Annotated in this window: 17 protein-coding genes and 4 pseudogenes; 7 read left to right on the top strand and 14 right to left on the bottom strand. The window is 70.8% G+C overall.

Annotated elements, in window-relative coordinates; all coding sequences use genetic code 11:
- Nucleotides 1-2 precede the first annotated feature (2 nt).
- The 3 genes from Q4V64_RS42175 to Q4V64_RS55590 form a co-directional block, all read right to left on the bottom strand.
- Nucleotides 3-293 (bottom strand): SelT/SelW/SelH family protein, encoded by a 291-nt coding sequence (locus Q4V64_RS42175; RefSeq protein WP_124438123.1) that lies wholly within the window; start codon nt 291-293, stop codon nt 3-5.
- The gene (locus tag Q4V64_RS42170; RefSeq protein WP_124438124.1) at nt 290-1,204 is read right to left on the bottom strand and encodes a HipA family kinase; all 915 of its coding nucleotides are present in this window, start codon (nt 1,202-1,204) and stop codon (nt 290-292) included. The genes Q4V64_RS42175 and Q4V64_RS42170 overlap by 4 nt, the downstream gene beginning before the upstream one ends.
- Before the next feature lie 79 nt (nt 1,205-1,283).
- Nucleotides 1,284-1,526, bottom strand: a complete 243-nt coding sequence (locus Q4V64_RS55590) for a tyrosine-type recombinase/integrase (RefSeq protein WP_301184474.1) — start codon at nt 1,524-1,526, stop codon at nt 1,284-1,286.
- A 108-nt stretch (nt 1,527-1,634) separates the two neighbouring features.
- Between Q4V64_RS55590 and Q4V64_RS55585 the strand changes: the two are divergent.
- Nucleotides 1,635-1,733 (top strand): annotated as a pseudogene (locus Q4V64_RS55585) (transposase); the annotation flags it as partial.
- 498 nt (nt 1,734-2,231) lie between these two features.
- Here the strand turns inward: Q4V64_RS55585 and Q4V64_RS42160 are convergent.
- The gene (locus Q4V64_RS42160) at nt 2,232-5,066 is read right to left on the bottom strand and encodes a BTAD domain-containing putative transcriptional regulator (RefSeq protein ID WP_124438125.1); all 2,835 of its coding nucleotides are present in this window, start codon (nt 5,064-5,066) and stop codon (nt 2,232-2,234) included.
- Between the two features lie 100 nt (nt 5,067-5,166).
- Here Q4V64_RS42160 and Q4V64_RS42155 point away from each other — a divergent pair, with 100 nt between their 5' ends.
- Entirely contained in the window at nt 5,167-6,717 is a 1,551-nt protein-coding gene (locus tag Q4V64_RS42155; protein WP_124438126.1) for an MFS transporter, read from the top strand.
- Nucleotides 6,718-6,788: 71 nt separating this feature from the next.
- On the opposite strand, the gene Q4V64_RS42150 is transcribed toward Q4V64_RS42155, so the two are convergent.
- On the bottom strand, nt 6,789-7,055 hold the full coding sequence (locus Q4V64_RS42150; protein WP_124438127.1) for a LysR substrate-binding domain-containing protein: 267 nt from the start codon (nt 7,053-7,055) through the stop codon (nt 6,789-6,791).
- A gap of 154 nt (nt 7,056-7,209) precedes the next feature.
- Here Q4V64_RS42150 and Q4V64_RS42145 point away from each other — a divergent pair.
- A pseudogene (locus Q4V64_RS42145) lies at nt 7,210-7,314 on the top strand (hypothetical protein); the annotation flags it as partial.
- A 79-nt stretch (nt 7,315-7,393) separates the two neighbouring features.
- A pseudogene (locus tag Q4V64_RS55580) lies at nt 7,394-7,670 on the top strand (SpoIIE family protein phosphatase); the annotation flags it as partial.
- 66 nt (nt 7,671-7,736) lie between these two features.
- On the opposite strand, the gene Q4V64_RS42140 reads toward Q4V64_RS55580, so the two are convergent.
- Genes Q4V64_RS42140 through Q4V64_RS42120 form a run of 5 tightly spaced genes read right to left on the bottom strand, consistent with a single transcriptional unit; the run spans nt 7,737 to nt 12,045 of the window.
- Nucleotides 7,737-8,321, bottom strand: a complete 585-nt coding sequence (locus tag Q4V64_RS42140) for a TMEM165/GDT1 family protein (RefSeq protein WP_124438150.1) — start codon at nt 8,319-8,321, stop codon at nt 7,737-7,739.
- 5 nt (nt 8,322-8,326) lie between these two features.
- Nucleotides 8,327-9,247, bottom strand: a complete 921-nt coding sequence (gene pstB, locus Q4V64_RS42135; RefSeq protein ID WP_253266788.1) for a phosphate ABC transporter ATP-binding protein PstB — start codon at nt 9,245-9,247, stop codon at nt 8,327-8,329.
- A 7-nt stretch (nt 9,248-9,254) separates the two neighbouring features.
- Nucleotides 9,255-10,166, bottom strand: coding sequence for a phosphate ABC transporter permease PstA (pstA, locus tag Q4V64_RS42130; protein ID WP_124438128.1), 912 nt, complete (start codon nt 10,164-10,166; stop codon nt 9,255-9,257).
- A complete protein-coding gene (pstC, locus tag Q4V64_RS42125) occupies nt 10,166-11,116 on the bottom strand; it encodes a phosphate ABC transporter permease subunit PstC (RefSeq protein ID WP_124438129.1) in 951 nt (316 codons plus the stop codon). The genes pstA and pstC overlap by 1 nt, the downstream gene beginning before the upstream one ends.
- On the bottom strand, nt 11,113-12,045 hold the full coding sequence (locus Q4V64_RS42120) for a PstS family phosphate ABC transporter substrate-binding protein (RefSeq protein WP_253266789.1): 933 nt from the start codon (nt 12,043-12,045) through the stop codon (nt 11,113-11,115). Before Q4V64_RS42120 ends, pstC begins: the two co-directional genes overlap by 4 nt.
- Nucleotides 12,046-12,588: 543 nt before the next feature.
- Between Q4V64_RS42120 and Q4V64_RS42115 the strand changes: the two genes are divergently transcribed.
- The gene (locus tag Q4V64_RS42115; protein WP_124438131.1) at nt 12,589-13,281 is read left to right on the top strand and encodes a lysophospholipid acyltransferase family protein; all 693 of its coding nucleotides are present in this window, start codon (nt 12,589-12,591) and stop codon (nt 13,279-13,281) included.
- A 129-nt stretch (nt 13,282-13,410) separates the two neighbouring features.
- Here Q4V64_RS42115 and Q4V64_RS55575 read toward each other — a convergent pair.
- A pseudogene (locus Q4V64_RS55575) lies at nt 13,411-13,668 on the bottom strand (luciferase family protein); the annotation flags it as partial.
- Between the two features lie 646 nt (nt 13,669-14,314).
- Here Q4V64_RS55575 and Q4V64_RS42110 point away from each other — a divergent pair.
- Nucleotides 14,315-14,902 carry a cytochrome P450 gene (locus Q4V64_RS42110; RefSeq protein WP_253266790.1) on the top strand — a complete coding sequence of 196 codons (588 nt, stop codon included), beginning with the start codon at nt 14,315-14,317 and terminating at the stop codon, nt 14,900-14,902.
- A 420-nt stretch (nt 14,903-15,322) separates the two neighbouring features.
- Here the strand turns inward: Q4V64_RS42110 and Q4V64_RS42105 are convergent, their stop codons facing one another.
- Together Q4V64_RS42105 and Q4V64_RS42100 are read right to left on the bottom strand one after the other, a co-directional pair.
- Nucleotides 15,323-15,505 carry an STAS domain-containing protein gene (locus Q4V64_RS42105; RefSeq protein ID WP_172629053.1) on the bottom strand — a complete coding sequence of 61 codons (183 nt, stop codon included), beginning with the start codon at nt 15,503-15,505 and terminating at the stop codon, nt 15,323-15,325.
- Between the two features lie 25 nt (nt 15,506-15,530).
- Nucleotides 15,531-15,923, bottom strand: a complete 393-nt coding sequence (locus tag Q4V64_RS42100) for a metalloregulator ArsR/SmtB family transcription factor (protein WP_124438133.1) — start codon at nt 15,921-15,923, stop codon at nt 15,531-15,533.
- 95 nt (nt 15,924-16,018) lie between these two features.
- Between Q4V64_RS42100 and Q4V64_RS42095 the strand changes: the two genes are divergently transcribed.
- Nucleotides 16,019-17,989 (top strand): heavy metal translocating P-type ATPase, encoded by a 1,971-nt coding sequence (locus Q4V64_RS42095; RefSeq protein ID WP_124438134.1) that lies wholly within the window; start codon nt 16,019-16,021, stop codon nt 17,987-17,989.
- Between the two features lie 325 nt (nt 17,990-18,314).
- On the opposite strand, the gene Q4V64_RS42090 is transcribed toward Q4V64_RS42095, so the two are convergent.
- Entirely contained in the window at nt 18,315-20,234 is a 1,920-nt protein-coding gene (locus Q4V64_RS42090; protein WP_124438135.1) for an ABC transporter ATP-binding protein, read from the bottom strand.
- Between the last annotated feature and the right edge of the window lie 10 nt (nt 20,235-20,244).

Below are 20,244 nucleotides of genomic sequence, written 5' to 3'. Positions count from 1 at the left end.
CCTCACCTGTCCGAGTGGCCCAGGGACTTCTCCGGGGCCACTCGGTCGCGTACGGCCTGCTTCACGGCCGTGGGCTCCGGGAAGCCCTGCTCGCGGCGGTCCCAGACCACCTCGTCGTTCACGCGGACGACGAAGACCCCGCCCGTGCCTGGCTTCAGCGACAGTTCCGTGAGCTCGGTCTCGAAGGTCGTCAGGAGTTCCTGGGCCAGCCAGGCGGCACGCGGCAGCCAGCGGCACTGCGTGCAGTACTCGATCTCGACGCGCTGGACATCTTCCGAAGGGGTGCCTGTCATCCCGGATGTACCGACCAATCCTGTTCCGCGGCCGGTTTGCCGTGCAGGTCGGGGACCCGCTTGAGCCAGTTCGGCCGGCCTTGCTGTGTGCGCGCCGCCCGGAGGGCCTCCTCGGCGGCGAGTTCCTCCCGGGTGGGGAAGTCGGTGGGGAGCCAGGCCGCGGAGGCCCGCACGCGCGCGTGGAGGTGGTCCACGTACGCCTCCCGGGCCTCGTCGGGCGTGGCGAAGCCCGGCTCGTCGGCCAGCCAGGCGTCCGGGACCTCGGCCGTGATCTCGCGCAACAGATTCTCGGTGACCTTCGGCGCCAGCTCGGCGTCGGCAGCGCGCACGTCGGGCGCGTAGTGGCCGAGCGCGTGGTGGCGGAAGTCGTAGGACTTCTCGGGGTCCGTGCCGTCCCAGCGGTGGTGGAAGACGAGCGCGGCGCCATGGTCGATCAGCCACAGGCGCGGGGGCACGGTCCCGAACGTCGGCCAGATCATGAGGTTGGAGCTGTGCACCGTACGGTCCACGTTGACCGTCAGGGCGTCGAGCCAGACGATCCTGCCGGCCTCCAGCGGATCCACGCGGAAGTCCTTGGCGACCTCCGGGGCGAAGTCCTTCGCGCCCGGCAGGTAGTCCATGCCGAGGTTGACCCCCGCGCTGGCGCCGTGGAGGTCCCGCACCTCCTGGTGGGGCTCGTGCTCGGCGATCGACGGGTCGAAGTGCACCAGGACCAGTTCGGGGAACCGCAACCCGAGGGCGCGCGCCAGCTCGCCCACGATCACTTCGGCGACCAGCGCCTTGCGGCCCTGCGCGGAGCCTGTGAACTTCACGACGTACGTGCCCAGGTCGTCGGCCTCGACGATTCCGGGGACGGAGCCGCCGGAGCGTAGGGGTGCGATGTAGCGGGTTGCGGCGACCTCTCTTAGCATTTTCTCAGGCCACCCGCCTCATCGACCTTGCAATCCACGGTCGGCCCCAGGGGCGCCCCACAGCGGGAATTGCCCGTCATCAGCCCCGGGGAGAATCAGGGAAGTTTCGACTGGCATGCAAATCTCCCTGCCTCCCCAGCAGTCCGTCAATGGCCGTCCGCCCCTTGCTTCCGGCCTCCGGCATCAAGTGAGAATAGTAACCGAGGGTGAACGCTGGTGAGGAGTGCCCGAGCCACCGTGCCACGGCCACCACGGACTCTCCCACCTCCAGCATGATCGAGGCGTAGGTGTGCCGCAGCGCGTGGAAGCCGTCCTTCGGCACAGCCTCCCACTGCCAGTCCTTTGCTCCCTTGGCGCGCAGCGGGACGATGCCGGCCTTTGCCAACGCGGGTTGCACCGGCGGAAACGCCTCCACATGGCGTGCTTCAGCGGTGGAACGCGGGACACCCCTGATGAGACGCTGTTCGCGGCCATCATCTACGTCCTGGTCAGCGGATGCGCCTGGCGCCAACTGCCGCCCTGCTTCGGGAGGCGGCGCCCCGGCGTCCGGTTCCTCCGTGATCCGCCGGACCCGGGGGACCCCTTCGCCGTCCTCGCCGAACCGCAGCCGGAAGGCGTCGTGCTCCCGCACCGCACGGGCCAGGCAGGCACCGAGCAGCTCCCGGTCCACGGCCCCCGCCAGCTGCTCGTGGACCAGTACGTTGAATTGGCAGTTCCCCGGTGCTCTTGCTTCGGCCGCCCAGATGTCGCGCTGGTAGCCGGTTAATCCGAGGGCCCTGGATTCAGCTGCTATCCCCACGGAACGCCACTCCTTCGCCTGCCATTCGTACGCGAATAAATAACGGCTCGGATCAGGCCAGGGTGAAGGGGTTGCTGCGGCTACTGCGTAATCGAGTAGGGCGTATTCGAGTAGGGAGTGCGAACGAATACGTCCTCGCTCCGGCGCACGCCGCCGGAGCGGGCTGGACCTCCGGAGTGCGGGGCCCGCCGCACCCGGGAAACGCCGGTCACACGCGCAGCAGTTCGGTCACGCCCGGGTGACGAGGTTCAGTTCCGCCAGCGCGGCCGCGGCGTGCGTGGCGTGGCCCGAGGACTGGCTCTTGGCCAGGGCCCGGTTCAGGTGGGACGTGGCGGCGTCCCGGTCACCGCGGAGCCGTGCGGCGTGCCCAAGGCCGATCTCGGCACGGATCTCGCCCCGGTGGTAGGCGCGTTCGGCCGACACGGACAGCGCGCGCTCGTACAGCTCCGTCGCCCGCTCGGTGAGGCCGCTCGCCAGCGCGGTCCTGCCGAGGAAGGTCAGCGTCTCGACGACCTCGGTCCACAGGCCGAGCTCCTCGGCCATCAGGAGGCCCTCGCGGTGCAGCCGTTCGGTCCGTACGCGGTCGCCCTCGCGTTCGGCCGCGAGTGCCAGGGACCGGGTGGCCCGGAGCTGGCCCCAGCGGTCGTCGACCTCGCGGAACAGCGCAGCGCCCAGCTCCGCGGACCCGTCCCGCGCCGGGGCGTGGCTCGCCAGCTCCACCAGGGCCGCGGCCTCGCCCCAGCGGTCCCGGGCGGCACGGGCGCCGGCCAGGCTGGCCTCCACCAGCTGCCGCCCCTCGCGGTGGTGGCCGCGGCCGGTCAGCCCGGTGCCGACGAACCACTGGAGCCGGGCCTTCAGCACCGGGTCCTCGACCCCGGAGGTGGGGTCTTCGCCCGCCGGGCCGGGCACGGCGTCGGCCTGCGAGGTGCGCAGCTCGACACCGGCCAGCCAGACCCGTGCCGTCAGGCGCGCGGCCGGGGCGGCGTCGACGTCGGCCGCCAGCGCCGTCCGCAAGGACCTGCGGGCTTCGGGGAACCGCCCGCGCAGGAACCAAAACCAGGCCAGCGCGTTCACCAGCCGCACCGCGTACCCGGCGGAGTCCTGGGCGACCGCGAGGTCCAGGGCGCGGCGCAAATTGACGGTCTCCGCGTTGAGGCGTTCCAGGGAGCACCGCTGGTCCGGGCCGCGCAGCCGTTCGCTCTCCCGCTCGGCCCACTCGGTGCAGTACCGCACGAAGCGCGCGCGTACGGCGCTCTCCTCGTCCGCCTCCGCCAGCCGCTCGGCGCAGTAGGCGGCCACCGATTCGAGCAGCCGGAACCGGTCGCCCTCACGGACCACCAGCGAGCGGTCCACCAGCCGGGAGAGCAGGTCGGGAATCCGCTCGGCGGGCAGCTCCCCGTCGGCGCAGACCGCCTGGGCGGAGGGCATGACGCAGCCGTCGGCATGCACGACCAGGCGGCGCAGCACGGTGCGCTCGTCCGGCGTCAGCAGCTGCCAGCTCCAGTCGAGCATGCCCCGCAGCGTCTGCTGGCGGTTTGGGAGCCCGCGCACCCGTACGTCAGGCCGGGCGAACCGGTCGTCCAGCCGGGCGGCGAGCTCCTGCGGGCTCAGCGTCCGCAGCCGGGACGCGACGAGTTCCAGGGCGAGCGGAATGCCGTCGAGGCGGCGGCAGATGGTGGAGACCGCCACCCCGTTGTCCGCGTCCAGGACGAAGCCGGGCGCCGCCGCGGCGGCCCGCTGCACGAACAGCTCGACGGCGCTGGACCGGGCGACCGTCCGCGGATCGGTGTGCTCCGGCAGCGCCAGCGGCGGCACCGGGTGCACCACCTCGCCGGGGATGTCCAGGGCTTCCTGGCTGGTGAGCAGGAGGTGGGCCGCCGGCACGGCCGACAGCAGGGACTTGGCGAGCACGGCGACCGACTCGACGAGGTGCTCGCAGTTGTCCAGCAGGATCAGCAGCTGCTTGTCGGCCACCGCCTGGCACAGCCAGCCCACCAGGTCGTCCAGGTCCGGTTCGGTCGCCGCCGTGTCGCACAGGCCCAGCGTCGTGATGACGCGTTCGGCGATATCGTCCGGGCCGGACGCGGCGCCCAGGCCGGCCAGCTCGACCAGCCACACCCCGTCGGCGTACTGCCCACCCGCGTCGCCCGCCGCGGCGATCGCCAGCCGCGTCTTGCCCACCCCGCCGAGGCCGGTGAGGGTGACGAGACGGGTACTCGCGCCGGGGTCCAGCCGGGCCAGCACCTGCGCGGCCGCCTCGCGCCGCCCGATCAGCGGGGTCAGCGGGGCGGGCAGGTTCGTCCGGCACGACCGCGACCCGATCGCCGGTGTGGCCAGCTGCGGCTCCTGGCGCAGGATCGCCTCGTGCAGCGCGGCGGCCTCCGGACCGGGCGAGGCCCCCAGCTCCTCGGCCAGCTCCCGGCGCAGCTCCTGGAAGCTCTGCAGCGCGTCGCCCTGCCGCCCGGAGCGGTACAGGGCGCGCATGTGGGCCATGCGCAGCCGCTCGCGCAGCGGGTGCCGTGCCACCAGCGTCCCCAGTTCCGCCGCCAGCGCCGTGTGCCCGCCCAGGGTCAGCCGGACCTCGGCGTGGTCCTCGACGACGGCCAGGCGCAGCTCCTCCAGCCGGGCGATCTCACTGCGGGCGAACAGGGACTCGGCCACGTCCGCGTAAGCCGGGCCCCGCCACAGGGCGAGCGCGTCGGCGAACAGGTCCGCCTTCACCGCCGGCTCCCGGTGGGCGCGGGCGCGGTCGGCGAGCTCCTGGAACCTCAGGGCGTCGACCACGTCGTCCGCGAGCAGCAGCCGGTAGCCGGCGGGCTCGCGGACCACCTGCTCCCGGCCCAGCACCCGGCGCAGCTGGGAGATCTTGGTCTGCAGGGTGTTGGTGGACCCGCCCGGCGGGTTGCCCGCCCACAGGTCCTCGATGAGGCGGTCCGCCGGCACCGGCCCGCCGCCGTGGACGAGCAGGTTCGCCAGCAGGGCGCGCACCTTCGCTTCGGGAACCCTGACCGGCCGCCCCTCGGCGTCCCAGACGGCCAGCGGTCCGAGCACCCCGTAACGCATGGCTGCACTTTATCGCCGAACGACCCTCAGGAAACCATGCGTGAGGGGCGGCACAGTGGCGATGCAAGTCGACGGATACGAGAAAAAGGCAGGGAGTGCCATGAGCACAACGACCGTAGGCAGGGCAGGAGCCCGCGAGTGGGGAGGGCTGGCCGTCCTCTCGTTGCCCACCGTGCTGCTGGGCCTCGACGTCACCGTGCTGTACCTGACCCTCCCCTCACTGGCCGAGGATCTGCGCCCGTCCGGTACCCAAGAGCTGTGGATCATGGACGCCTACGGCTTCCTGATCGCCGGCTTCCTGCTCACCATGGGCACGCTGGGTGACCGGATCGGCCGCCGCCGGCTGCTGATGATCGGGGCCGCGGCCTTCGGGATCGTCTCGGTGCTGGCGGCCTACGCCACCAGCGCCGACATGCTCATCGCCGCGCGGGCGGCCCTCGGGGTCGCCGGTGCCACGCTGATGCCGTCCACGCTGGCCCTGATCAGCAACATGTTCGCCGACCAGCGGCAGCGCTCCCTGGCGATCGGTGTCTGGGCCACGAGCTTCGCGCTCGGCATGGCGCTCGGCCCGGTGGTCGGCGGGGCGATGCTGAACCACTTCTGGTGGGGTTCGGTGTTCCTGCTGGCGGTGCCGGTCGCGATCGTGCTGCTGGTGGCCGCGCCGCTCCTGATCCCCGAGTACTCGGCGCCACAGAGCGGTAGGTTCGACCTGATCAGTGTGACGCTGTCGCTGATCGCGATCCTGCCGGTGGTCTACGCGGTGAAGCGCTTCGCCAAGGACGGCCTCGATCTGCCGATGATCGTCGCCGCGCTGATCGGCGTGGTCTTCGCGGTGCTGTTCGTTCGCCGGCAGGGCAAGCTGGAGAGCCCGCTGCTGGACGTGCGCCTCTTCGCCAACCGGACGTTCAGCTCCGCGCTGAGCGTGCTGCTCGTCGGCCTCGTCGGCGTCGGCGGCTCGATGCTGCTGATCACCCAGCAGCTCCAGTTCGTGGAGGGGCTGCCGCCGGTCGAGGCGGGGCTGTGGATGGGCCCGCCCGCCCTGCTGATGTTCCTGGCCGCGATCGGCTCGCCCCTGGTCGCGCGGCGGGTGCCGCCGGGCCTCGTGGTGGCGGCCACCCTGGTGCTGTCCACGGTCGGGTACGTCCTGCTCGCCCTGGTGGGCCCCTCGGGCGGCATCGCCCTGATGGTCGTCGGATTCGGCCTCGTCTACCTCGGGCTCGGGGCGATCGCGGCCCTGGGCACGGACCTGGTGGTCGGGGCGGCGCCGCCGGAGAAGGCCGGCTCGGCCTCGGCGATGTCGGAGACCGTGCAGGAACTGGGCCTCGCGCTCGGCGTGGCGATCCTGGGCAGCCTGGCGACCGCGGTCTACCGCAGCCAGATTGGCGACAAGATCCCCGCCGGCACCCCGTCGGACGTGGCCGACGCCGCGGGCGACAGCCTCGCCGGCGCCGTCGCCTCGGCCCAGCAGATGCCCGCCGGCTGGCTCGACCTCGCCAAGGAGGCCGCCACCTCCGGCATGAACACGGCGATGGTCGTGGCCGCGGCGTGCACCGTGGTCCTGTCGATCCTGTCCGCCGTCGTGCTGCGGCACGTCGGAGCCATCGGCGACGAGCCGGAGGCCGCGGCGGAGCCGGCGAAGTCGCAGGTCTGACCGGCCGCGGCCCGCACCCGTCGCCCCCCGCTCGCGGGGGCGGCGGGGCGGCGCGCGCACAGGCCCCGGGCCTACTCGGCCCCCTCCGCCACCACGTCCCGCGCCAACTGGATGAAGGAGCTCAGCGCAGGATGGCGATTGTTGGAAGCCCAGACCAGGTACACCGGCACCGGTGGCGCGTCCCGCAGGGGGAGGTAGCTGATCTCGGCATGCGGGTGCATCCAGGCGGTGGAGGCCGGGGTCACGCCGATCCCGACACCGGCGGCGATGTAGCTCTGCCAGTCGTCGATCGTGTCCACCTCCACCGCCACCACGGGTTGCCCGCCCTCCTCCCACAGGCCGAGGTTGGTGGTTCCGGAGAAGGACGCTCCGCGACCGGCCGCCGTGGACGACCGGCCGGCCGAACGCGTCGCGGTCGGGCCACTGCTGGCTCCGCCGCGGCGCCCTCCGTACCGCCGTCAGAGACGGAGTTGAAGCATCGTGGAACGACGCATGTCGGTTGCGACGCACTGGGGCAGTTACGTCGCGGTGGTCGATTCCGGTCGGCTGGTGCGAATCGAGCCGAGGGGCGATTACCCCGCGCCGTCGCCTATCGGACCCGGAATGGTGAGAGCCGCCGCCGACAGCGCCCGCGTGTTGCGCCCCGCGGTGCGCAAGGGCTGGCTGAACGGCCTGAGCCGTCGGGGACGTCGTCGGCCACGGACTGGAGGCCGCCGCCGTCATGGGCATGCTCCGCAGCGCACTGAGCGCAGCCGTCCGGGCCCTGCACGAGCCCGCAAAATCCCGACGGCGGCTGCGACCTGCTGGATCAGGCGACCGACCCGCCCCTGGCCGCCCGCCTCGAGCACGTCACCCGCCCGCAGACCGCCTTGCCCTACGCCCCCAGCGACACCCTGGTGCTGTACACCGACGGGCTCATCGAACGCCGCGGCGAGGACATCGACGCCGGCCTGCACCATCGCTGCTGCCCGGCAAGGCTGTGGAGGAGGTGGTGCGGCGCCCGCCCCGCGCACTGGCGGTCAGCCGGCGACCGCCTGGTACAGGCTGAAGGCCGCCAACGCCGCCAGCACCACGGCGGCCACGCGCGTGATGAACCGCAACGGCACGTGCCTCACGAGAGTGCGCCCACCCAGAATGCCGAGCGCGGCCACCGACCACAGCCCCGCCACCGAACCGATACCCACAGACACCGGCGCACCGTAGCGGGCGGCCAGGCCGGCGGTCATGATCTGTGTCAGATCGCCGAACTCCGCGACCAGGATCGGCGTGAAGCCCGCGCCCGCCGCCTTCCAGAAGGACTGGTCGTCCAGCTGCTCGACTTGTTCTTCGGTCGCCTGCCGCCGGCTCGCCAGAAGGATCACCGCTCCCACCAGGAAGAGCACCGCGGATGCCGCTTGCAGCCATCGGTTCGGCAGCATCGCCAGCAAGATCCCCGCGATGACCGCCGGCACGACGTGGACCGCGAAACCGGACGCGATGCCCGTGAAGACGTAGCCGGCCCGGTAGCGGGTCGCGAGCATCACAACAGCCACGGCCGTCTTGTCGGGCAGTTCGGTGACGAAGATGATGCCGAAGGTGACGGCGATGACGGATACGTCGAACACGGGCATCAGCCGATTCGGCCGGTGATGTAGTCCTCGGTCCGCTGGTCGGAGGGGTTGGAGAAGATGCGTGCCGTCTCGTCGTACTCGACCAGACGGCCGTGCCGCTCCCCCTCCCCGCCGACGTCCGTGGTGAAGAAGGCGGTGCGGTGCGAGACGCGTGCGGCCTGCTGCATGTTGTGCGTGACGACGACGATCGTGAACTCCTGCGCCAGGTGCTCCATGAGGTCCTCGATCTTCGCCGTGGCAATCGGGTCCAGGGCCGAGCAGGGTTCATCCATCAGGATCACCTCCGGCTTGACCGCGATGGTGCGGGCGATGCACAGCCGCTGCTGCTGCCCGCCCGAGAGGGCCAGCGCCGAGGTCTTCAGCTTGTCCTTGACCTCCTCCCACAGCGCGGCGTGGGTGAGGGTCTCCTCCACCAGGTCGTCGAGGTTGCCCTTGAAGCCGCCCACCCGAGGCCCGTAGGCGATGTTGTCGTAGATCGATTTGGGGAACGGGTTGGGCTTCTGGAAGACCATGCCGATGCGGCGCCGCACCTCGATGGGGTCGACGTCCTTCCCGTACAGGTTCTCGTCGTGGTAGCGGATCTTCCCGGCCACCCGGGCCGTGGGGATGAGGTCGTTCATCCGGTTGAAGCAGCGGATCACGGTGGACTTGCCGCAGCCGGACGGACCGATCATCGCGGTGATCTGACGGTCGCCGATGGTCATGTTGACGTCGCGGACGGCCTCGTGGTCGCCGTAGAACACCGACAGGCTGCCGACCTCGAAGACCGGGCTGGTCAGCGACGGTGCGTCGCGGAAGGCGACCTGCGGGGTGGTGGTGGGGTCGGGGGCATCGGAGGGGGAGGTCGCGGTGGCCGACCGCGAGGATCGAAGGGCCCGTTGACGAAGGCGGTGGAGGCGTCGGGAGGACTCTGGGGTCATGGCGCGGTCACCAACGGTGGGAATAGCGGTTGCGGAGCCAGATGGCCAGGGAGTTCATGACCAGCAGGATCACCAGGAGGACCACGATCGCGGCGGCGGCGAGTGAGACGAATTCGTCACGGGACTGGCTGATCCAGTTGAAGATCTGGATCGGCAGCACGGTGAAGGCACTCTCCGGACCGGTCGGGTTGAAGGTGATGAACGTCAGGCCGCCGAGCAGCAGCAGCGGGGCCGCCTCGCCGATGGCGCGGGACAGGGCGAGGATCGAGCCGGTCGCCATGCCGGGCACCGCGGCCGGCAGCACCTGGCGCCAGATGGTCTGCCACTGGGTGGCGCCCAGCGCCAGGGATGCCTCACGGATGGAGGGCGGTACGGCGCGGATCGCTTCCCGCGCGGCGATGATCACGGTCGGCAGGACCAGGAGCGACAGCGTGAGCGAGGCGGTGAGCACGGTCTGCCCGAAGCCGAGGCCGCGGGAGATGATGCCGAGGCCGAGGATGCCGTAGACGATCGACGGGACCGCCGCCAGGTTCTGGATGTTGATCTCGATCGCGCGGTTCCACCACCGCTCGGGGTCGGCGTACTCCTCCAAGTAGATGGCGGTGAGGACGCCCACGGGCAGGCAGTACAACGCGGTGAAGCCGATCACCCAGATGGTGCCCATGATCGCCGACTGGGCGCCGGCCTGTGACGGGTCGATGATGTCGGGAAAGTTCGTCAAGATGCGGGAATCCAGCCGGGGCCAGGCCTCCGCGACGACGTAGACGAGAAGGCAGCCGAGGAAGACCACACCGACGGCGAGCGAGGTCCACAGGCTCACCTGGAACAACCGCTCCCGCCATGGGGTGCCGCGGCCCTTGAGCCGGCGCGCCTGAGGCACACCGGCCTCCGGCCCCTGGCCGAGGACGGAGGCGCCCATCACTCGTACACCTCCCGGAACCTGCGCACCAGGCGGATGCTGACCAGGTTCATCACCAGCGTCATGACGAACAGCAGCGAACCCACCGCGAAGATCGTCTGATAGCCGATGGAGCCGGTCGGCAGGTCGCCGATGCCGGCCGCCGCGATGAACGCGGTCATCGTCTGCATGCCCTGGAGAGGGTCGAAGGACAGGTTGGGCCGGCCACCCGCGGCGATCGCGACGATCATCGTCTCGCCGACCGCGCGCGATACACCGAGCACGATCGCGGCGACGATGCCGGACAACGCGGCGGGGAAGACGACCCTCGTGGCGACCTGCATGCGGGACGATCCCAGCGCGAAGGCTCCGTCACGCAGGTCGTTCGGTACGGCGTTCATGGCGTCCTCGGAGAGCGAGGCGATCGTCGGGATGATCATGATGCCCATGACGAAGCCCGCCGAGAGGGCGTTGAAGACCTCCGGGCCCTCGTCACCGGGCCAGATGTCCTGCAGCAGCGGGGTGACAGCCTGCAGTGCGAAGAAGCCGTACACGACGGTGGGGATACCGGCGAGGACCTCCAGGATCGGCTTGAAGAACGTGCGGACCCCGGGCCTGGCGTACTCGCTCAGGTACACCGCCGCCCCCAGCCCCAGCGGCACGGCGACCAGCAGCGCGATGAGCGTGACCATCAGTGTGCCGGTGACCAGGGGCAGGACGCCGAAGTGCGGCGGCTTGAACAGCGGCGACCAGTCGGTGCCGGTGATGAAGTCGCCGAAGCTGACCTCGCCGAAGAACTCGGCGGCGGGCGGGATGAGCGCGATGACGATGCCGACGGTGGTCAGCACCGAGACCAGCGAGGCGGCCACCAGCAGCACCTTGACGGCCTTCTCGCCATAGCGCGGCTGGGACCGCCTCAGGAAGCCGGGGCCTCCTGAGGCGGCTCTCCGCCCGGTACCCGTAGGGGTCATGAGCTGTGCTGCTCCCGCAGCCTCTCCAGGTCCTTGTCCAGCTCGGCCTGCTGCTGGTCGTTCAGCGGCACGAACTGGGCCTTCTCAGCGATCTCGGCGCTGTTCTCCACATAGAACTCGACGAACGCCTCGACCTCCGGCTTGTCCAGCGAGGACGCCTTCGGGTAGATGAACAGCGGCCGTGACAGCGGCTTGTAGCTGCCGTCCTGCACGGTCCTGGCGGTCGGCTCGACGCAGCCGTCACCGCCATCGATCTTCAGGACCTTCAGCTCGCCCCTGTTCTCCTCGAAATACGACAGGCCGAAGTAGCCCATTCCGCCCTTGGAGCCGGACACGCCCTGCACGGTGACGTTGTCGTCCTCGCTCGGCGAGTAGTCCGTACGGGAGGCCCCCTCCTCACCGTTGACGGCCTCGGTGAAGTAGTCGAACGTGCCCGAGTCGGTGCCCGGGCCGAAGAGCTCGAGTTCCTCGTCCGGGAAGCTGGGGTCGACCTGGTTCCAGTTGTTGACCTTCGACCCGGGCTCCCAGATCTTCCTCAGCTGATCGACGGTCAGGCACTCGGCGAAGTCGTTGTCCTTGTTCACCACGACCGACAGCCCGTCGTTGGCGACCTGGAGCTCCTCGTACGCGATGCCGTCCTTCTCGCAGGCCGCCTTCTCGTCGTCGTCGATCGGGCGCGAGGCGTCCGAGATGTCTGTCTCGCCCGCGCAGAACTTCTCGAAGCCGCCTCCGGTGCCGGACGTGCCCACGGTGACCCTGACACCGGGGTTCTCCCCTTGGAACAGCTGGGCCGCAGCCGTGGACAGGGGAGCCACCGTGCTGGAACCGTCCACCCTGATGGTGCCGGACAGGCCGCCCTCGACGCCACCGTCGCCGGCGCCGCTGGCGGCACCACCGCACGCACTCGCAGTCAGCAGTACAGCAGTCACCAAGGCCACAGGAGCAGCGGATCTCCACAACGAAGTCTGCACGTTCAAAGGACTCTCGATTCTCGCGTCAGCTCCTCTCCGATCACTATGAACGATATGGATAAATCCCTCTATTCGTGACAAGTTGAGTTGCATCCCAGTTGGAACGGTGCGCCATCAAGGTGCAACGAGCGCCACTGACCTCGGTGGAGTGATCGCGGTGGTGCCGGACAGGTCGCCCTCGACGCCACCGTCGCCGGCTCATCGCCAGCCGTTGCATGGAGGGCTCGTCCCGCGGTCCGTGCCTTGCTGTGGTCGGCCGGCTGCACGAGGTAGCCGGTGAAGACGCCGGGGACGGCGATCCGGGTGACGGGTGCGGGCGAGGCAGGCTGGATGGCGGGGCGCGGGCGCCTGGCCGCGCCCCGGATTCAACCGCTGCGCCTTCGATCGCCCGGCCCGCCAGACGGCTTGCCGAGTGCACCCACCGGGTCCGGGGTGGGAGGACCTGACCTGTCAAACCGACCCAGACGTACCGGGGGGCCGATTCGGCAGCGGGGAGACGCCGTGTTCTATGACATGCTCAAATACGTCCTTCTGGGGCCGCTGCTGCGGCTGCTGTTCCGGCCGCGGGTCGAGGGGCTCGAGCATGTTCCGGCGGAGGGCGCGGCGATCGTCGCCGGGAATCACCTGTCCTTCGCGGACCCCCTCCTCATGCCCGCGGTCCTGAAACGGCGCATCACCTTCCTGGCCAAGGCGGAGTACTTCACGGCGCCGGGCCTCAGGGGCCGACTGACCGCGCTCGTTCTCCGCGGTGCCGGGCAGATTCCGGTGGACAGGTCAGGCAGGGCCGCAGGGCAGGCGGCGCTCCGAAAGGGGCTGGGGGTACTGGCGAAGGGAGAACTGCTGGCGATCTATCCGGAGGGCACGCGTTCCCCCGACGGTCGGCTGTACAAGGGCAAGGTCGGGGTGGCGGTGCTGGCGCTGACCGCGCAGACTCCGATTATCCCGTGCGCGATGGTGGGGACATTCCAGATCTGGCCTCCGGGACGCCTCCTGCCGAGACGCCAGCCGGTCACGATCCGTTTCGGGGAACCGCTGGACTTCTCGCGCTTTGCGGGGATGGCGCACCAGAAGACGGTGCTGCGGGCCGTCACGGACGAGATCACGCACGCGATCTTCCGGCTGTCTGGCCAGGAGTACGTGGACCGGTACGCGGCCGACGTGAAGGCCGGACAGGCGAACGGGCGGCGGGGCTGACGCCGCCGCGCTTGGCTGCGATCCGATCCGAACGGCCGTCCAGCACAAGCGAGCAGTCATGTCACCACCGAACCGGCCCCGAAGAACCCGAGTCCCGCTCATGCGCACCCCGGTGGCGGGCACATCCGGCAAGGTCATGAGCAGGTCGATATCCCGGTCGGTGCGCAGGCGCAGGGTCACCCAGTCCGAGCCCGGCACGAGACGGACCGCGGGCGAGGTCACGAGGTCGGTTTCGAGGCGCCGTATAGCCCTGCCGGTGAGGTGCAGGTCGACGTCCCGGTCGGAATGGAAGTGGACGATCTCGCCTTCGGCCGAGCACGGTGCGCGGCCCGTACCGCAGCTGGCCGGGGACTCCGCAAGCGTGCGGTGCACGATCAACCGCCCCACCGGATCTGGGCGGACGGCAGTCCGGCAGCGCCGCCGCGACCGCCTCCTCCGAGCGCAGCCCCGCGTAGTACATGCCCGCGAAGAACCCGACCAGCCGAAGCCCGCGGGCCCTGCGGTAGCCACCCACATAGGAGACAGCGCTCAGCAACTCCCGCGCCTGATACGGGTTGGCCACCACCCGCGGATCCACCGAGACCGACGGATGACTGCCCAACTGGCGCCGTTCCACGGCGTAGTGGAGCGCGTGCACCAGCACCTTGCGCGCCCAGCGCCGCAGGGCACGACGCAGCAGCTCCGCCTTCGGCCGACCCGGCATGTCCCAGCACGTCGCCAGGGTGATCGCTGTCAGTGCGTCGCTGACCTCGTCCCGGGTCTTCGCTGCACGGCCGGGCCAGTGTGCCCTCGCGTACTCGGTCGCGAAGGCATACCAGCCTGGGCGGCTGCGCGGGGGCACCGAAATACCGTTCTCGGCCGACCAGGGCACGAGGACACCGTGGGGGACGCATGCAAGAACCGCGCAACAGATCCTGAATGCACTCAGCCGATCGACGAAAGTTCACGTCCGGTCGACAACAGAGCTCGGCACCCATGTCGACTCCGCAGCGGCGACATCGACAAGCAACGCCGGGTAAGGGGCCAGGAGGCAGTGCGCAACGCCACACTCGCCCTGCTCCGCCACCCGCACGCGGCTGACCAGCTGCGCCGCCGGCCCGATCTGATGCCTGCCGCAGTCGAGGAGCTCCTGCGCTACGACGGCCCGGTACAGCTGATGCTGCGCCAGGCGCGGCGGGACCTGGACCTGGCGGGCCGCAACGTCCTGGAAGGGCAGACGGTGCTCCTGGTGTGCGGTGCCGCCAACCGGGATCCGGCGGTGTTTCCCGATCCCCATGTACTGGACTTCGAGCGGCCCGGCGGACGGCACATGGCGTTCGGGCACGGACCGCACTTCTGCCTCGGCGCGGCGCTGGCCCGGCTGGAAGGCACGATCGCACTGGAAGCACTCCTCACCCGGCTCCCCGGCCTGCGCCTCGACGGCAACGCGGCACAGTGGCAGCGCAGCCTCAACTTCCGCGGGCTCACCCGTCTGGACGTCACCTTCACCCCGCTCACGGACGAACAGGACAGAGGCCCGCAAAACATTCCAACCGACGGTCCCCCACGCGGCCTCAGCCGCGTGACAAATGCCGACGAGCGCCCCGTCCGGACGGGGCCCGGCGGCGTCGCAGGCGCTTGACCGCGGCCCAGAGCGGAGTGCCTTGGGCGGATGGGCCGACCAAGCGATCCACCCGACAGCCACTCCGCGTGCCTACGGCAACGAGGGTTTTCCACTCGCCACTGCACGCGCCAGCGGCCCTCCCTGGGGAGAATCTGGGGAGAATCTGGGGAGTATCCGCACCGCTGGGGAGCGCGTGGGGAGGATCGACCGCATAAGACAGCACGCCCGTGAAAGACACAGAAAGACTCATCAGTCCAGGTCAGCCACGGGTTCAGCCGCATCACCGCAGGTGCACGCCATCACGTGGACAACTTCACGACGTACGTGCCCAGGTCGTCGGCCTCGACGATTCCGGGGACGGAGCCGCCGGAGCGCAGGGGTGCGATGTAGCGGGTTGCGGTGACCTCTCTCAGCATGTTCCAAGGCCCCCCAAGTCATTTACCGGACCGCACGCAGTCGCAGCGCGCTTCCGCCGGCCTCGGCCGCGCGGGCGGCGGCCAGGAGCGCGGTCAGGCCGGAGCAGTGGCAGAAGGTCAGCCCGCCACAGTCCACGTCGACGAGATCGCGCGCGGACACGGCGGCCCGGAGAGCGTCCCACGCGGCCGGCGTCGGGCCCGCCACGGTCCCCCGCCCCCGCAGCGGGCCGTCAGGCGATCGCGACCGGCTCGGGTTCTTCGGCAGGGGTGTCGGTGATGCCCAGGTGCAAGTGCTCGATGTGATACAGGGCCTGGTCCAGCAGTCCGGCGACGTGGTTGTCGTGCAACGCGTAGACGACGGAACGGCCTTGGCGGGTGCCGGTGACCAGGCCGAGGTTGCGCAGCACGCGTAGCTGGTGGGAGCAGGCGGACTGTTCCATGCCGACGGCGTCGGCGAGTTCGGTGGCCGGGCAGGAGCCTTCCCGCAGCCGGGCCAGGATCAGCAGCCGGGAGGGGGTGGCGAGGGCCTGGAGGGTCTCGGCCACCTTCGGCGCGTTCGCCGGCGTCAGCCGGGTGCGCGGAGTGGCGTAGTCGCTCGCGGCGGGTTTCTGTCCGTGGCCCATGAGCTCATCGTACGGGAGTGAACGCATGAATAGCTGTTCAGTTGTTCCTGTACGGTGGATGGGTCGGAAAGCACGTCCCCCGTTGAAAGCTTGTGATGACTTCCACGCTGACCGCCCCCGCGCCGCCGGTGCACCGCGCCGCCGCTTCCCCACCGCGCAGGCGCACCCGGATCCTGGCGCTGTCCGAGGCCCGCTGGGCGCTGACGGCCCTGGTCCTGTTCCTGATCGCCCTCCCGCTGCACCTGCTCGGCGCCCCGGTGTGGCTGTGGGGGCCGCTTTATGCGGCCGTCTACGTCACCGGCGGCTGGGAGCCGGGCTGGGAGGGCCTGAAGGCCCTGAAGGACAAGACCCTGGACGTGGACCTGCTGATGGTGGTCGCCGCGCTCGGTGCCGCCGCCATCGGCCAGGTCCTGGACGGCGCGCTGCTGATCGTCATCTTCGCCACCTCCGGCGCCCTGGAGGCGGTGGCGACCGCCCGGACCGCGGACTCGGTGCGCGGCCTGCTCGACCTCGCACCGTCCACCGCGACCCGGCTGCTGCCCGACGGCAGCGAGGAGAGCGTGCCGGCCGAACAGCTGGCGGTCGGGGAGACGATCCTGGTCCGGCCCGGTGAGCGGGTCGGCGCGGACGGCCGGGTCGTGGCCGGCGCGAGCGAGGTGGACCAGGCCACCATCACGGGCGAGCCGCTGCCGGTGACGAAGGAGGCGGGCGACGAGGTGTTCGCGGGCACGGTCAACGGCACCGGCGCCCTGCAGGTGCGCGTGGAGCGGGAACCGTCGGACTCGGTGATCGCCCGGATCGTGAAGATGGTCGAGGAAGCCTCCGAGACCAAGGCGCCGACTCAGCTGTTCATCGAGAAGATCGAGCAGCGCTACTCGGTGGGCATGGTCACCGCCACCGTGGCGGTCTTCGCCGTCCCGCTGCTCTTCGGCGACGACCTGCAGTCGGCGCTGCTGCGCGCGATGACCTTCATGATCGTGGCGTCGCCGTGCGCCGTGGTGCTGTCCACGATGCCGCCGCTGCTGTCGGCCATCGCCAACGCCGGCCGCCACGGCGTGCTCGCCAAGTCCGCCGTCGCCATGGAACGCCTCGGTCAGATCGGCACCGTCGCCCTGGACAAGACCGGCACCCTCACCGAGGGCACCCCACGTGTCACCGACATCCGCCCGCTGACCGGCAGCGGCCTGACCGAGGACGCGCTGCTGGCCCTGGCGGCCGCCGCCGAACACCCCAGCGAGCACCCGCTGGCCCGAGCCGTCGTCGACGCCGCCCGCGAACGCCGGCTCGCGCTCGCCGACGCGGACGGCTTCACCTCCACGCCAGGACAGGGCGTCACCGCCACCGTCGAGAGCCGCACCGTCCAGGTCGGCTCCCCGGACCGGCTCCTGACCACCGGCACAGGCCGGGTCCACGCCGTCGTCCACGGGCTGGAGGACGCCGGGCGCACCACGGTGGTGGTCCTCGTCGACGGGGAACCGGCCGGGGTGCTGGGCCTCACCGACCGGCTGCGGCCCGACGCCGCCGCCACCATCGCCGCGCTCACCGCCCTGACCGGCCGCGCCCCGACCCTGCTGACCGGCGACAACGAACGCGCCGCGCAGCAGCTGGCCGCCGAGGTCGGCATCACCGACGTCCGCGCCGGGCTGCTGCCCGAGGACAAGGTGGCCGCCGTCCGCGCGTGGGAGCGGGAAGGCCGCAAGGTTCTGGTCGTCGGTGACGGCGTGAACGACGCCCCGGCCCTGGCCGCCGCGCACACCGGCATCGCCATGGGCAAGGCCGGTTCCGACCTCGCCCTGGAGACCGCCGACGCCGTCGTGGTGCGCGACGAACTAGCCACCATCCCCACCGTCGTACGGCTGTCCCGCACCGCCCGGCGCCTGGTGATCCAGAACCTCGTCATCGCCGGGGCGTTCATCGCCGTACTGGTCGCCTGGGACCTGATCGGTACGCTGCCGCTGCCGCTCGGCGTCGCCGGCCACGAGGGTTCCACCGTCATCGTCGGCCTCAACGGCCTGCGCCTGCTGCGCGAGGCCGCCTGGACCAACCCCGGGAAGGACACCGCGTGAGCAAGCGCTCCCGCCGTACCGCCACTGCCGCCTCCGCCCCGTCCGCGGGGGCGGCGCCGTGCACGGTCACCGTCTGCCGGGGGTGCTGCTGCGGCCCATGGCCTGTCGCGATCGCTCTCCTCTACGGCTGACGCCTCGCACGCCGCCCGGCCGACCGTCCCTGGTGGCCCTCACCATCCCTCACCACGGCCCTGGGATCGCTCGCCCTGGACGCTGTCATGCTCGCCTGCGCCTACGCCTTGGCCCGTCTGACGGTGGGCCGCGCACGAGGGACGTATCAGCGTGACGCCGCCTGCGGTCGAGGATGTCCGGGGAACCGACTCGGTCATGTGGGCCCGGTGCTCGTACGAGCGTGCGACGACCTCCTGTGGTCCCCGTCCGGCGCCGGGTCGGCCGGTCCGGGCAGTCCGCTGAGACCGGCTCCTGGGACCGGGGGTCCGAGGGCCGACTCGGTGCTCTCGCCGAGGAAGCCGCCCGACTGGTGCTGCCACAGCTTGGCGTAGGCACCCTTCGCCGCGAGCAGCTCCTCGTGGCTGCCCTGTTCGACGACGCTTCCGTGATCGAGGACGACGAGACGGTCCATGCCGGCGACGGTGCTCAGACGGTGGGCGACCACGAGGGCCGTACGTCCGTCCATCAACCGCCACAGGGCGTCCTGGACGAGGAGCTCGCTCTCCGAGTCCAGCGCGCTGGTCGCCTCGTCGAGCAGCAGGATCGGCGCGTCGCGCAGGATGGCCCTGGCGAGGGCGACGCGTTGGCGCTGGCCGCCCGAGAGTTTGACTCCCCGCTCCCCCACCAGGGTGGCGAAGCCGTCCGGGAGCTGGTCGGCGAATTCCGTGACGTGCGCGGCCGCGGCCGCCGCGTGGATCTCGTCGTCGGTGGCGCCGGGCCGGGCGAAGGCGATGTTGTCCCGCAGGCTGCGGTGGAACATGGCGGGTTCCTGCGGGACGTAGGCGATCAGTGAGCGCAGGTCGGTCTGGCGCAGCCGGCTGATGTCCTGCCCACCGATCAGGATGCGACCGGCGTCGATGTCCGACATCCGCAGCAGGAGCCGGGTGAGCGTGGTCTTGCCGCCGCCGGACCTGCCGACCAGACCGATCCGTGCGCCTGCGGGCACGTCCAGGGAGAGTCCCCGGAAGATCGGCTTCGCACCGGCGTGGGCGAAGGTCACCGCCTCGAAGCGGATGCCGGTGTCCCGCGGGGCGAGCGTTTCGGGTTCCGGCGGGTCGAGCACGGTGGGCGGATCCAGCAGCAGCTCCGTGAACTGCGCGGCCTCGGTCATCGAGCTTTCCAGACGCCGGTAGATCTGGTTGAACTCGAACATGATCTGGGTCGCGTTGGAGTAGTAGGTGAAAGCGACGACGACCTCCTCCACTCCCTGGCCCGAGCCACCGAAGGCGATGGCGACCAACAGACCCAGCACGTTGGTCAGCACGGACATGGGGGCGATCAGGGTGTCGACGCGCAGATTGCCGTAGTCCCACGACCTCAGCGTCAGGCGCCGGGAGTCCGCGACACGGCTGCGGTGCTCGTCGGCCTCCCGCTCCTCGGCCGCGAACGCCCGGATGGTCTCCATGTTCACGAGGCTGTCGGCAACGTGGCCGGAGACCCGGGCGATCGCCGCCTCACGGTCGTTGACGAGCCTCTGCCGGCGACGGATCAGTGGTGTCGCGGCCACCACGGTCAGCACGATCATCACAAGAAGGCCGGCGACGAGCATCGGTTCGTAGCTCCACAGCACCACGGCACCGAACACCAGGGGGACGAGACTGCCCACGATCCGGTACGTCACCGTGTCGACGAAGTCCTCGAAGCGCTTGCCGAAGCTCAGCACCCGTTTGGTCAGGGAGCCTGCGAAGTTGTCGTGGAAGAATGCCGCGTCCTTGGCGAGGAGTTCGTCCATGCCGCTCACGTACAGGTGTTCCATGCCGAGGGCGTCCACGCGGTTCAGGCAGTGCTGCCCGACCCGCCACACGGCCTCGGCGAGCAGCAGTGTCACGCCGAAGCCCAGCACGTACGGCAGCGCCGAGCTGAGGGTGAGACCTCCGTCGTCGGCGGCCTGTCCTGCCAGTTTGGCGATCAGGAGTGGCGCGACGTAGCGGATGCCGATGTTGCCCACGGCCGGCAGCAGCAGCGCGGGCAGGGCCAGCCGTCGTAGTCGCAGCAGTTCACGGCCGTAGCGGCGCAGTGCCAGAACGACCGCGCTCCTGCCCGGCGTCGGCCCTCGCGTATCTGTTGTCCCCATCACACTCCCG

The organism is Streptomyces sp. NL15-2K (assembly GCF_030551255.1).
Taxonomy (GTDB): Bacteria; Actinomycetota; Actinomycetes; order Streptomycetales; family Streptomycetaceae; genus Streptomyces.
This window is presented reverse-complemented; position numbering and strand designations above follow the sequence as displayed.